At 63.0% G+C, this 11819-nt stretch carries 12 protein-coding genes and 1 tRNA gene; 5 read left to right on the top strand and 8 right to left on the bottom strand.

All coding sequences use genetic code 11. The features are described 5' to 3' along the window. Window positions 1–7 precede the first annotated feature (7 nt). Genes fur through GYH29_RS15765 form a run of 3 tightly spaced genes read left to right on the top strand, consistent with a single transcriptional unit; the run spans window position 8 to window position 1855 of the window. Complete coding sequence (fur, locus tag GYH29_RS15775) at window positions 8–433, top strand: ferric iron uptake transcriptional regulator (protein ID WP_019101530.1); 426 nt, start codon at window positions 8–10, stop codon at window positions 431–433. Then, on the top strand, window positions 430–1131 hold the full coding sequence (gene aat, locus GYH29_RS15770; RefSeq protein ID WP_019101529.1) for a leucyl/phenylalanyl-tRNA--protein transferase: 702 nt from the start codon (window positions 430–432) through the stop codon (window positions 1129–1131). Before fur ends, aat begins: the two co-directional genes overlap by 4 nt. Beyond that, window positions 1118–1855, top strand: coding sequence for an arginyltransferase (locus tag GYH29_RS15765; RefSeq protein WP_039754930.1), 738 nt, complete (start codon window positions 1118–1120; stop codon window positions 1853–1855). Before aat ends, GYH29_RS15765 begins: the two co-directional genes overlap by 14 nt. A gap of 261 nt (window positions 1856–2116) precedes the next feature. Here the strand turns inward: GYH29_RS15765 and GYH29_RS15760 are convergent, their stop codons facing one another. From GYH29_RS15760 to GYH29_RS15725, 8 genes are all read right to left on the bottom strand, one after another. Beyond that, window positions 2117–2584: an outer membrane lipoprotein gene (locus tag GYH29_RS15760; RefSeq protein WP_019101527.1), complete on the bottom strand. Its 468-nt coding sequence runs from the start codon at window positions 2582–2584 to the stop codon at window positions 2117–2119. Window positions 2585–2699: 115 nt separating this feature from the next. Then, window positions 2700–3728: a quinone-dependent dihydroorotate dehydrogenase gene (locus GYH29_RS15755; RefSeq protein ID WP_019101526.1), complete on the bottom strand. Its 1029-nt coding sequence runs from the start codon at window positions 3726–3728 to the stop codon at window positions 2700–2702. Window positions 3729–3785: 57 nt separating this feature from the next. Continuing rightward, the gene (locus GYH29_RS15750) at window positions 3786–4376 is read right to left on the bottom strand and encodes a malonic semialdehyde reductase (RefSeq protein ID WP_019101525.1); all 591 of its coding nucleotides are present in this window, start codon (window positions 4374–4376) and stop codon (window positions 3786–3788) included. 28 nt (window positions 4377–4404) lie between these two features. Continuing rightward, window positions 4405–5241 (bottom strand): flagellar motor protein MotD, encoded by an 837-nt coding sequence (gene motD / locus GYH29_RS15745; protein WP_019101524.1) that lies wholly within the window; start codon window positions 5239–5241, stop codon window positions 4405–4407. A gap of 19 nt (window positions 5242–5260) precedes the next feature. Beyond that, on the bottom strand, window positions 5261–6202 hold the full coding sequence (locus tag GYH29_RS15740; RefSeq protein WP_019101523.1) for a S49 family peptidase: 942 nt from the start codon (window positions 6200–6202) through the stop codon (window positions 5261–5263). A 40-nt stretch (window positions 6203–6242) separates the two neighbouring features. Beyond that, window positions 6243–6605 carry a Rieske (2Fe-2S) protein gene (locus GYH29_RS15735; protein ID WP_161524103.1) on the bottom strand — a complete coding sequence of 121 codons (363 nt, stop codon included), beginning with the start codon at window positions 6603–6605 and terminating at the stop codon, window positions 6243–6245. Beyond that, window positions 6581–7240 (bottom strand): HAD-IA family hydrolase, encoded by a 660-nt coding sequence (locus GYH29_RS15730; protein ID WP_019101521.1) that lies wholly within the window; start codon window positions 7238–7240, stop codon window positions 6581–6583. The genes GYH29_RS15735 and GYH29_RS15730 overlap by 25 nt, the downstream gene beginning before the upstream one ends. A 1-nt stretch (window position 7241) precedes the next feature. Then, on the bottom strand, window positions 7242–8177 hold the full coding sequence (locus tag GYH29_RS15725; protein ID WP_019101520.1) for an RluA family pseudouridine synthase: 936 nt from the start codon (window positions 8175–8177) through the stop codon (window positions 7242–7244). 522 nt (window positions 8178–8699) lie between these two features. Here GYH29_RS15725 and GYH29_RS15720 point away from each other — a divergent pair. Together GYH29_RS15720 and GYH29_RS15715 are read left to right on the top strand one after the other, a co-directional pair. Next, window positions 8700–11639 (top strand): Rne/Rng family ribonuclease, encoded by a 2940-nt coding sequence (locus GYH29_RS15720; protein ID WP_161524102.1) that lies wholly within the window; start codon window positions 8700–8702, stop codon window positions 11637–11639. Window positions 11640–11734: 95 nt separating this feature from the next. After that, window positions 11735–11810, top strand: a tRNA-Asn gene (locus GYH29_RS15715). The last annotated feature ends 9 nt before the right edge of the window (window positions 11811–11819 follow it).

Raw genomic sequence — 11819 nt, 5'->3', positions numbered from 1 at the left:
TATCACGATGAGCAAAGCCAGTCACCTTAAAGATATCGGCCTCAAGGCCACCGGCCCGCGTTTGAAAATCCTCGATCTGTTTGAGGAAGAGCACGCTGGCCACATGTCGGCGGAAGATGTCTATCGCAAGCTGCTTGCGGAAAATATCGACATCGGCCTTGCCACCATCTACCGCGTGCTGACGCAGTTCGAGCAAGCGGGCATTTTGGTGCGCCACCATTTTGAAACCGGCAAAGCCGTGTACGAGCTGAACCAGGGCGGCCATCATGATCATATGGTGTGCGTCAGCTGCGGCAAGGTGGTCGAGTTCTTCGATCCGGAGATTGAAGCGCTGCAAGACCGCATCGCGGAGCAGCACGGCTTCCGCATCGTCGATCACGCGCTGTACATGTACGGCGAGTGCCCGGACTGCCTCAACGCCAAAAAGGCATGATTCCCTGGCTCGGTCCTGAGCCGGTTTTCCCTCCGGTGCGGCTGGCTCTGCGCGAACCCAACGGTTTGCTGGCCGCTGGAGGCGATTTATCCCCGCAGCGCATCCTGGCTGCTTACTCCCAAGGCATCTTTCCCTGGTTTTCCGAAGGCGAGCCTATCTTGTGGTGGTCTCCGGCGCCGCGCATGGTGCTGTGCCCGGACGAACTGAAAGTCAGCCGGTCCATGGATAAAGTGCTGCGCAACCAGCGTTATGAAATCCGCGTGGACACCGCGTTTCGCGAGGTGATGTCGGCCTGCGCCGAACCCAGAACCCAGCAGCAGGGCACCTGGATCGTGCCGGAGATGGTGGACGCGTATTGCCGTTTGCACCGCTTGGGCTACGCGCATTCCTTCGAGACCTGGATAGACGGCGAACTGGCCGGCGGCCTGTACGGCATTGGTCTGGGCTTGATGTTCTATGGCGAATCCATGTTTTCCCGTCGCAGCAACGCGTCCAAACTGGCCTTCATCCACATGGTGCGTCATTTGCGCGAGCAGGGGGTGACAATGATAGATTGCCAGATGCACACCCGTCATTTGCAGAGCTTGGGCGCCAAGCTGGTTTCGCGTCAGACATTTCTTGCTACTCTGAAAGAGAATGCCCGACGGGCGCAGCCCGCCGCGATGTGGAACTACCGGTATACCAATGAGCCATCGTGATCCCGGCCCGACAGTGGCCATCCATTTTTACGCCACCGCGCCCTATCCGTGCAGCTATCTGGCGGGGCGTCAGGCGCGCTCGCAAGTGGCGATCCCGGCGGAGGCGATCGATGGCGAGGTTTACAGCCAACTGGTGAAGCTGGGTTTTCGCCGCAGCGGCCTGTATACCTACCGTCCTTATTGCGACAGCTGCCAGGCGTGCGTGCCGGTGCGGATTCCGGTGGAGCGCTTCGCGCCCAGCCGTACTCAGCGCAAGGTGGCGCGCAGGCTGGAGGCGATGCAGGTGCGTTTGCTGCCGTTGGAGTTCAACGCCGAGCACTACGCCTTGTACCGCTGGTATCAGCAGTCGCGGCACGCCGGCGGCGGCATGTCGGACGACGATCCGCAGCAGTACTCGGAGTTCATTCTTAAAAGCGGGGTGGACAGCATGCTGGCGGAGTTTCGCCTGGACGGGGAATTGAAGATGGTCAGTCTGATCGATCGTCTGTCCGACGGACTGTCCGCAGTCTACACCTTTTACGATCCGGACGACGCCAAGTCCAGCCTGGGCGTGTTCAACGTGCTGTGGCAGGCGGAGTTGACACAGCGGCTGGGGCTGCCGCACTTGTATCTGGGCTATTGGATACGCGAATGCCAGAAGATGTCCTACAAGGCGATGTATCAGCCCTTGCAAGCTTTGATGGATGGGCGCTGGGTGGAGCTGCCCAGGCCGCGGGACGAGTGAGAACCTGTTCAAGGTCTGCTGCGCTTCGTGAAGCGTTGCACGGTGAGTACGAGTTCAAAATGCTCATGCACCACTAGACCATTCCGCTTTTCGCTCGTTTTTGTCTTGCCTCGCTCTTGCTCGCGAGACTTTGAACAAGCTCTGAGGGAAACCATGTGAAAAAGCCGGCGCTCGCGCCGGCTTTTTTATTGCGGACACCGTCCGCCTTAGAGCCCGTTCGACGCCGTATCGCAGGCGCGCATCGGGTTCTCGTGCCGTTGCTTAGAACGGCACCACACGGTCGTTGCCGCCGCCGGTCAGCACGCGCACGCGCTGGTTGGCGGTGAACGGAATGTCGGCTTCCTGCACGATAGAGATCATGCGGCCGGAGCCGTCCAGCTTGACGGTGATTTCCAGGGCGTTCTTGGTCATGCCGCGTTGAGCGGCCTGTGCGCCGAAGCCGCCGGCCAGCGCGCCGACGATGCCGCCGGCGATCTGGCCTTTGCCGCCGCCGATATTGCTGCCGGCCAAGCCGCCCAGCGCAGCGCCGCCCAGGGTTAGCAGCTCATTGTTGCTGCCTTCCATTTTCACGTTCTGAACCGACACCACGGTGCCCAGCTGCACGGTCTGCGCCTGGCGCATCTGGCCCTTGGAATAGACGGCCGCGGAGTCGGAGGTGGCGCAGCCGGTGAGCACGCCGGCGCTCAGCAGCGCGATGGCGGAAAGACGAATCAGTTTTTTGGCGTTCATAAGAGTGAGTCCCATGTTTATATAAGCGAGCCGGTTTGCCCCGGGATTGTCGCCGCGGGCCTGTCGCCGGGTTTCCGGTGTCGGAGCGCCCGTGCGCGGCCGCGCATGCTGTTGTTTAGGGTTTGGCGCGCGCTGCGATCGCATTCGCGCATTCGGCCACCAGCGCCGGGCCTCGGTAGATCAGGCCGCTGTAGACTTGAACCAAGCTGGCGCCGGCATCCAGTTTTTCCACGGCGTCCCGCCCGGACAGGATGCCGCCAACTCCTATGATAGGCAGAGCGCCGTCAAGTTCCTTGGCTAATTTGCGAATAACTGTTGTCGAACGGTCTTTGACCGGCGCGCCGGACAGGCCGCCGGCTTGATCCGCCAGCGGATGGCCGGCCACCGCCTCGCGCGACAGCGTGGTGTTGGTGGCGATGACGCCGTCGATGCGATGTTCGGTCAACAGGCGGGCGATGGCAATGACTTGATCGTCGTCCAGATCCGGGGCGATTTTCAGCGCCAGCGGCACGTGGCGGCCGTGTTTATCGGCCAGCGCTTGCTGGCGTTGCTTCAATTGCGCCAGCAGTCGGCCCAGTTCGTCGCCCTCCTGCAATTGGCGCAGGTTCTTTGTATTGGGCGAGGAGATGTTGACGGCGACGTAGCTGGCGTAAGCGTAGACTTTGTCGAGACAAGCCAGGTAGTCGTCAGCGGCGTTTTCTATCGGGGTGGCGGCGTTCTTGCCGATATTGATGCCGAGCACGCCTTGGAATTTGCAGCGGCGCACATTGTCCAGCAGGGTGTCCACGCCCAGGTTGTTGAAGCCCATGCGGTTGATGATGGCTTGGTGTTCCGGCAGACGGAACAGCCGCGGCTTGGGGTTGCCCGGCTGGGGCCTTGGGGTGACGGTGCCGATTTCGATGAAGCCGAAGCCCAGCGCGGCCAAAGCGTCGATATGCGCTCCATTCTTGTCCAGCCCGGCGGCGAGCCCCACCGCGTTGGGGAAGGTCAGGCCCATGGCTTGCACCGGTTTGCGAGCGGCGCTTTGGCAGGTCAGCGCGCTCAGGCGCAGCTTGTGCGCCTGGTCCAGCATGGCCAGCGTCTGTTCATGGGCGGTCTCTGCGTCAAAGCGGAACAGCAGCGGGCGCAGAAGCGAATAGAGCATCTTGATTCTCCAGGCAGCAAAATGCCCGGCATTATAACCGGGCATGCGTGAGGGGGATTAAAGAATCTGGCAGGCTTCGTCGAACTCGAAGCGCGGCGAGCGCGGGTAGAGCTTGTCGGCGGCGCCGTAGCCCAGGTTGACCAGGAAGTTGGACTTGAAGCGTCCATCCGGGAAGAAGGCCTGGTCCACCGCGGCGTTGTCGAAGCCGGACATCGGGCCGCAGTCCAGCCCCAAGGAGCGAGCGGCCAGCAGCAGGTAGCCGCCTTGCAGGCTGCTGTTGCGCGCGGCGGTGGCCTGGATCGCCGCGTCGTTGCCTTCAAACCAGCTTCTGGCGTCGGCGTGCGGGTAGAGTTTGGGCAGGTGTTCGTAGAAGCGCATGTCCTGGGCCACGATCACGCATACCGGCGCGGCCATGGTTTTTTCGACGTTGCCTTCGGCCAGGCAGGGCTTGAGCTTGGCCTTGGCGGCGTCGCTTTGCACAAAGATGAAGCGAGCCGGCGAGCAGTTGGCGCTGGTGGGCGCCATTTTCAGCAGGTCGAACAGCTGGTGCAGCGTTTCGGCGCTGACCGGACGGTCTTGCCAGTGGCTGTGGGTGCGGGCGTTGAGGAACAGCTGTTCCAGCGCGGAATGATGAATCGGGGTGCTCATATCGTGCTCCTCTTGAGAAACAGGGGTGTTAGCGGCCATTGGCCATGGATGCGTCTTGCGGCGACAACACTTCGGCGTCGCTCAGCCCGCTCGCCAATACGGTGATGGCGACGCGGCGGTTGCTGGCGCGGCCGTCGGCGGTGGCGTTGTCGCCCACCGGGAGGTTGGCTCCGCGGCCCACCGCCACCAATCGCTCCGGCTTGATGCCGTTTTCCTGGAACAGGCGCACCACGCTGCCGGCGCGCGAGGCGGACAGCTCCCAGTTGGATGGGAAATAAGAGTTGCGGATGGGCACGGTGTCCGTGAAGCCTTCCACCCGGATCGGGTTGTCCACCTTGGCCAGTTGCAGCGCCATATTGGCCATCAGTTGGCGAGACTGTTCATTGGGCTGCGCTTGTCCCGTGGGAAAGAGCGCGGTGTCGCGGATGTCGATGGTGACGCCCTTGCTGCTGTGCGTGATGGTGACCTGGCCGCTCTTCACCAGCGGGTCCATGACTTTGGCCAGATCCTGTGTCAGGTTGGCGAGCCGGGTTTTTTCATCGCCCTGGGCCGAGCCGGTATTGGCTTTTTTCTCGGCCTGATGTTCTCCCTTGACCGCCTTGGCTATTGGCTTGGTCTCGGGGATTTCTATCATGGTGTTGGCCCCGCCGCTGGGCGGGGTGGTGTTGACGCTGATGGTGGAGCCTGAACGGAAGGCGTCCACGATGGCGGAGGAGAGCACGCGGTATTTGCCCTCGTTGACCGAGGAGATCGCGTACATCACCACGAAGAAGGCGAACAGCAGGGTGATGAAGTCGGCGTAGGAAACCAGCCAACGTTCATGGTTCTCGTGTTCTTCTTCTTGCCGTTTTCTTCTGCGCGCCATGGTGTGCCTTGCCGATTGATCAGAACAGCTTGGTGTCGAACAGACTCTTCACGCCGCCGGCGAACTCCACGCCAATCTTGCGCGCCACGCGGCTGGACAGGTCGTCTTGCTGAGTATAGTCGACGGTTTTCTCCGCCTTGATCACGTCGCGCGCCACCGAGCGCACCGTGCCCAAGCCGTCGGCCAGGCCCAGCGGAATGCTTTTGTCGCCCAGCCACACCATGCCGGAGAACAGCTGCGGATCGTTGGCCAGGCGCTGGCCGCGTCCGGCCTTGACCGCCGCGATGAACTGCTGGTGGATGTCGTCCAGCAATTGTTGACGGATGGCTTCTTGCTTGGGGTTGACCGGGGAGAAGGGGTCGCCCATCGCCTTATTCTCGCCGGAGGTGCGGAGGCGGCGGTCAACACCCAGTTTTTCCATGGCGCCGGTGAAGCCGAAGCCGTCGGACAGCACGCCGATGGAGCCGACGATGCTGGCCTTGTCGACGAAGATCTTGTCGGCGGCGGAGGCGATGTAATAGCAGCCGGACGCGCAGACCTCGCTGACCACCACGTAGACCGGGACCGCCGGATGCAGCTTCTTCTGGCGGCGGATCTCGTCATAAGCCATGCCGGACAGCACCGGGCTGCCGCCGGGGCTGTTGGCGTCGATAATGATGCCCTTGGTGCTCTTGTCGCCGTAGGCGTCCGTCAGCGCCTGGCTTAGCTTGTTGGCGGTGTCGCTCTGGCTGTCGATCACGCCGTCCAGCGTGATGACGGCGGTGTGTCCGGCGCCGGAGAGACCGGCCGCGGCCTTGTCCTCGTTGCGCATGAACAGGCTGAACAGCACGAAGCCGATGATGATCAGCCAGATCATGCGGAAGAAAATCTTCCACTGGCGGGCGCGGCGTTGTTCCACCAGCGCGGCGCTGGCCAGTTTTTCCAGCAATTGGCGTTCCCAATGGTTGGAGGTGTCGCTCATGTGTGGTGCTCCCTGAATAATTCCAGGAGTCTAGCAAAGTTCACGACGGCATGACATTGATGCAGATATTGCCGTCCTGCTCGAAGACGGGCACGGCGATCAGCCGCTGGCCGCAGCAGGGGCCGGACACGCAATAGCCGGTGTGTGCTTCGTAGCAGGCGCCGTGCATGCTGCATACCAGATAACGGCCGCTGAGGTCGAAGACTTCGCCATCGCGCAAATCCAGCTCCACCGGGATGTGGCGGCAGGCATTGACGTAAGCGTAGACCTTGCCGCGGTAGCGCACGGCGAAGGCGGGCAGCGGCGGCGCGCCGTCCGTCTGTTCGATCTGGAAGCGCCAGGCGCGGCCGCCGTCCTGAAGCTCAGCCGAGGGGCAGATTACCCGAGTTTCGGCAGCAGCCATGTCTGCAGCTCGGGGTAGGAATGGAACAGCGCCAGCGGTCCACAGCTTTCCAGGTGTTCGCTGTCGTGGGCGCCGAAGCTGACCCCCACGCTATGGCAGCCGGCGTTGCCGGCCATCAGCAAGTCGTGGCTGGTGTCGCCTATCATCAGCGTGCGGCGAGGGTCCGCGCCCAGCATCTCGGTCAGCGACAGCAGCATGTCCGGGTGCGGCTTGGAATGGCATTCGTCCACGGTGCGGGTAGCGTGGAACAGCGGGCCGAGTCCGGTTTGCTCCAGCAGGCGGTTGAGGCCGGCGCGGCTGTTGCCGGTGGCCACCGCCAGAAAAACGCCGCTGTCCGCGACGGCGTTCAGGCACTCCACAGCGCCGTCGAACAAGGTCACTTGATGCTGGTTGGCGTGGTAATGATGGCGGAAGGCTTCGGTCAGGCGCGGCAGCTGCTCGACGCTGGCGGCCGGGCAGGCCTGCTGCAGCGCCTCGGCCAGGCGCAGGCCGATGACGTGGCTGGCCTGTTCGCGGCTGGGAACGGGAAGTGACAGGTCGGCGCAAGCCTGCTGGATGGACTGGCTGATGTGGGCGGTGGAGTCCATCAAAGTGCCGTCCCAGTCGAAAACGACCAGATCGAAGCGAATGTTCATCTCAAGACCTCAAGATTTTCAGGAAGCGCTCCAGTTCCGGCGGCAGCGGCGCTTCCAGTTTCAACGGCTCGCCGGTCAGCGGGTGGGGCAGGGACAGGCTGCGCGCGTGCAGGAACATGCGTTTCAGGCCGCGCTTGGCCAGTTCCTTGTTCAGCGCGAAGTCGCCGTATTTCTCGTCGCCGGCGATCGCGCAGCCGTTGGCCTGCATGTGCACGCGGATCTGGTGAGTGCGGCCGGTGCGCAGGTGCGCTTCCACCAGCGTGAATTCCGCAAAGCGTTCCTTGATCGCGAAATTAGTGTGCGCGTACTGGCCGTTTTCGGCGTCGCTGACCCGCACGCGGCGTTCGCCGTCCGGAGTGTGGAACTTGAACAGCGGCAGCTTGACCTGGCGGGCGTCCTCCGGCCACTGGCCTATGCCCAGCGCCAGGTAGCGTTTGTCCGGCACGTTGGCGCGCATCATGTCGTGCAGCTTGGTCAGCGCCGAACGCTTCTTGGCCAGCATCAGGAGGCCGGAGGTTTCGCGGTCCAGCCGATGCACCAGCTCCAGATAGCGCCAGTCCGGGTGGGCCTGGCGCAGTTGCTCGATCACGCCGAAGGACACGCCGCTGCCGCCGTGCACCGCCACGCCGGCCGGTTTGTCTATCACCAGCAGCGCGTTGTCTTCGTAGACTACCGGGAAGGTGGCGGCCGGCACGTTCTTTTCCGCGCGTTCGGCCACGCGGATGGGCGGAATGCGCAATTCGTCGCCGGCCTGCACGCGGTAGGCGGCGTCGATGCGGCCCTTGTTCACCCTCACCTCGCCGGAGCGCAGGATGCGGTAGATATGGCTTTTGGGCACGCCCTTGAGCAAGCGCACCAGGTAGTTGTCGATGCGTTGGCCGGCGTCGCCGTCGTCCACTTGGACGAAGGAGACGGAATCTTTGCGAATGTCTGTCATATTGCTTATACTTCTGGCGCTGTCCCAAGGTGTGTTGCACCAAGATGACGGCGAAATGTCAAGCCAAGGTCACGGCATGTTGCGTGGCGCTGCTGCAAGAGGTTAGAGACGGCCGGCAGGGATTTACAGACCCTGACCTGATGCCGCTCGCGACGTTTGCAGCCAAGGTTAACTCGCTCACCGAAAAGCAGCGATGGTAATGCATTTGTACGCATAACGCACTCACGAGTATTCCATTTCCTGATGCTAAGCCAGTCAGGAAATTTTGCAGCGAAGTTTGACCCGGCATGCTAGCCCCCCTGTACTGTATGTCCTGCCCTTTGAGGCAGGCCGGCGATCCCGGAGCGCCAATTGCGCACATGAGTCAGGTCTGCGTGTGATCGATTTTCAGGAAGTAGGCTTGTCAAAACTGTTTTTTTCGATCTTTACATCGACACTTCTTTCGGAAAGCGCCCATCAATAGTCACTGGGCCGTCAAATACTGGCTGCATCCCTTGCGTGAGTGCCGCGCAAGGAATGTAAATGAAACGCATGTTGTTCAACGCAACGCAGGCTGAAGAGCTGCGCGTTGCCATTGTCGACGGGCAGAAGCTCGTCGACCTCGATATCGAGACTGTAGGCAAAGAGCAGCGCAAGGGGAATATCTATAAGGGTGTGATTACCCGTATCGAGCCCTCCCTTGAGGCTTGTTTTGTCGATTACGGCACCGAACGCCACGGCTTCCTGCCGTTTAAAGAGGTGTCCCGTTCCTATTTCCAGGGCTATGATGGCGGCCGTCCGCGCATTCAGGACGTGCTGCGCGAAGGCATGGAAGTCATCGTGCAGGTGGAGAAGGACGAACGCGGCAACAAGGGTGCGGCGCTGACCACCTATATCAGCCTGGCCGGCCGTTACCTGGTGCTGATGCCCAACAACCCGCGCGGCGGCGGCGTATCGCGTCGCATTGAGGGCGAGGAGCGTCAAGAGCTGAAGGATCTGCTGTCGCAGCTGGAAGTGCCGCACGGCATGAGCCTGATCGCCCGCACCGCCGGCATTGGCCGCAATCTGGAAGAACTGCAGTGGGATCTGGGTTACCTGATGCAGCTGTGGCGCGCGATTGAAGGCGCGGCCGGCGCTCAGAACGCGCCGTTCCTGATTCTGCAGGAAGGCAGCCTGGTGATCCGCGCGATCCGCGACTATTTCCATCCGGACATCGGCGAAGTGCTGATCGACACCGAGGAAATCTACGATCAGGCCCGTCAGTTCATGAGCCATGTGATGCCCAACATGCTGTCGCGTGTGAAGCTGTACAAGGATCATGTGCCGCTGTTCTCCCGTTTCCAGATCGAGCACCAGATCGAAACCGCCTTTTCGCGCAGCGTGCAGCTGCCGTCTGGCGGCGCCATCGTGATCGATCACACCGAAGCGCTGGTGTCCATCGACGTCAACTCCGCGCGCGCCACCAAGGGCGCCGACATCGAAGACACCGCGGTCAAGACCAACCTGGAAGCGGCCGAGGAAATCGCCCGCCAACTGCGCTTGCGCGACCTGGGTGGCCTGGTGGTGATCGACTTCATCGATATGGAAAGCGCCAAGAACCAGCGCGACGTGGAAAACCGTTTGCGCGACGTGTTGAAGCACGACCGCGCTCGCGTGCAGATGGGCAAGCTGTCCCGTTTTGGCCTGCTGGAGCTCTCGCGTCAGCGCCTGCAGCCCAGCCTGGGCGAGACCAGCCACGAGACCTGCCCGCGCTGTCACGGCATCGGCTTCATCCGCGGCACCGAGTCCTCCGCTCTGCACATCCTGCGCATCATCCAGGAAGAGGCGATGAAGGAAAACACCGGCGCGGTTCACGCGCAGGTGCCGGTGGACGTGGCCACCTTCCTGCTCAACGAAAAGCGTTCCGAAATCCATTCGATCGAAGAGCGTCTGGACGTGGACGTGGTGCTGATCCCGAACATTCATCTGGAAACCCCGCATTACAAGATCGTGCGCGTGCGCCACGACGATCTGGCCGAAGCCGGCGAAGCGCCGAGCTACAAGCGGGTGGAAGTGCAGGAAGAAGACGTGATCACCAACTTCGGCCATGAAAAGCCGAAGCTGGAGCGCCAGGAAGCCGCGGTCAAAGGCATTACCCCGCAGCAGCCGGCGCCGTCGGTGGCGGCCAAGGCGGCTGAGCCGGAGCCTGGCCTGTTCGGCAAGTTGGGCGCTTGGGTCAAGAGCCTGTTCGCCGAGCCGGAAGCGGTCGCTCAGCCGGCCGAGAAGAAAAAGCCGGGGGCGCAGCCGCAGCAGCGCGGCAACCGTCAGCGTAACGCCGAGCGTCGCCCGGGTGGCCAGGCGCGCCGCGAGCACGAGCAGCGCCGTCAGGGCGCCGACGAGGCCAAGCCGCGTCGTCCGGAGCGCGCCGAACGCGGCGAGCGTCAGGACGGCGAGCGTCAGGAGCGTCCGGAACGCAAGGAACAGCCGCAACGCGAAGAGCGGCAGGAGCGCGGCGAGCAGCCGCGCAACAGTCGCCGCCGCGAGCGCGAAAACAGCCGCGAAGGTCGTGAAAGCCGCGAGCCCCGCGAACTGAAGGACGCGCAGCGTCAGCAGCCGGCGCGCGAAGAAGCGCCGCAAGAGCGTCCGGAGAAGTTGGAAAAGCAGGAGCGTCCGCAGCAGGAGCCGCGCCGTCGTCAGGCGCCGCAGGCGGATGAGCAGGCTTTGGAGCTGAACAAGCCGGCGGCCGACGAGGTTCGCGCCGAGGGCGACGCCGAGCAGCAGGAGCGCAATGAGCGTCGCCGCCGTCGCAGCCGTCGTGATCGTCGTCGCGACGATCCGTCCGCTGCGCCGCAGGAAGAGGGCGCTGCTCTGCCGGCAGCGGAAGCTGCGCCGGCTGCGGCAGTGGCCGCAGTCGTTGTCGGCGCGGTAGCGGCGGAAGTCGCCGTGGACGCGGTGGCGGAAACGGTTCCGGCCGCGGCGCCTGAAGCCCCTGTGCTTGAGCCGGTGGTTGAGCCCGTTGTTGTCGAAACGGCGCAGCCGGTGCGGGAAGCGTTCGAAGCGGAGGCTGCGGCCCCCGTGCTTGAGCCCGCTGCGGCGGCTGAACCGGAATTGCCGATAGTTGAAGCGGCCGCGGCGGCTGAGGCTGCTCCGGTTGTTGAGACGGCTCCGGTTGAAGTGGCTGTTGTGGTGGAGGCTGTCGAAGCGTTTGCCGCGGCGGAGCCGGCGCTTGCGCCGGAACCGGTTGCCCTGGCCGCACAAAGCGAGCCGGAGCAGGCTGAGCCGGAAGTCGAGGCGCCGGTGGTGATTGAAACCCGCGCCGTGGCCGCGTCTGAACCGGTAAGCCTGGGCGGCTTGGTGATGGTGTCCACCAAGTCGGTGGTCGAGGCGCCCGCTGTGCAAGAGCCGGTGGTGCCGGCTGGGCCGCGTCGTCGCGACGTGACTCGCCAGGCTCAGCAAGAGGCCGCTCCGGCGGAGCTGGTGCAGGTGGAAACCCGTAATCCTTGAGCGCGGTTTGAGATCCGGGGCGCAGGCATTTTGCGCCCCGGGTATTGACGCTGCCTTGGTGCTTGGTTAATATACTCCTCTCTCACAAGAGATGTTCCCTGATAGCTCAGTTGGTAGAGCGACGGACTGTTAATCCGCAGGTCGCAGGTTCGAGCCCTGCTCGGGGAGCCAAAATTCAAA

Origin of the sequence: Chromobacterium haemolyticum (assembly GCF_009936155.1) — a bacterium.
Classification (GTDB): domain Bacteria; phylum Pseudomonadota; class Gammaproteobacteria; order Burkholderiales; family Chromobacteriaceae; genus Chromobacterium; species Chromobacterium haemolyticum.
This window is presented reverse-complemented; position numbering and strand designations above follow the sequence as displayed.

Bases quoted from the DNA above. Each gene is read 5' to 3' on its own strand.
- fur (WP_019101530.1), top strand. From the start codon at position 8: ATGAGCAAAGCCAGTCACCTTAAAGATATCGGCCTCAAGGCCACCGGC.
- aat (WP_019101529.1), top strand. From the start codon at position 430: ATGATTCCCTGGCTCGGTCCTGAGCCGGTTTTCCCTCCGGTGCGGCTG.
- GYH29_RS15765 (WP_039754930.1), top strand. From the start codon at position 1,118: ATGAGCCATCGTGATCCCGGCCCGACAGTGGCCATCCATTTTTACGCC.
- GYH29_RS15760 (WP_019101527.1), bottom strand. From the start codon at position 2,584: ATGAACGCCAAAAAACTGATTCGTCTTTCCGCCATCGCGCTGCTGAGC.
- GYH29_RS15755 (WP_019101526.1), bottom strand. From the start codon at position 3,728: ATGCTCTATTCGCTTCTGCGCCCGCTGCTGTTCCGCTTTGACGCAGAG.
- GYH29_RS15750 (WP_019101525.1), bottom strand. From the start codon at position 4,376: ATGAGCACCCCGATTCATCATTCCGCGCTGGAACAGCTGTTCCTCAAC.
- motD (WP_019101524.1), bottom strand. From the start codon at position 5,241: ATGGCGCGCAGAAGAAAACGGCAAGAAGAAGAACACGAGAACCATGAA.
- GYH29_RS15740 (WP_019101523.1), bottom strand. From the start codon at position 6,202: ATGAGCGACACCTCCAACCATTGGGAACGCCAATTGCTGGAAAAACTG.
- GYH29_RS15735 (WP_161524103.1), bottom strand. From the start codon at position 6,605: ATGGCTGCTGCCGAAACTCGGGTAATCTGCCCCTCGGCTGAGCTTCAG.
- GYH29_RS15730 (WP_019101521.1), bottom strand. From the start codon at position 7,240: ATGAACATTCGCTTCGATCTGGTCGTTTTCGACTGGGACGGCACTTTG.
- GYH29_RS15725 (WP_019101520.1), bottom strand. From the start codon at position 8,177: ATGACAGACATTCGCAAAGATTCCGTCTCCTTCGTCCAAGTGGACGAC.
- GYH29_RS15720 (WP_161524102.1), top strand. From the start codon at position 8,700: ATGAAACGCATGTTGTTCAACGCAACGCAGGCTGAAGAGCTGCGCGTT.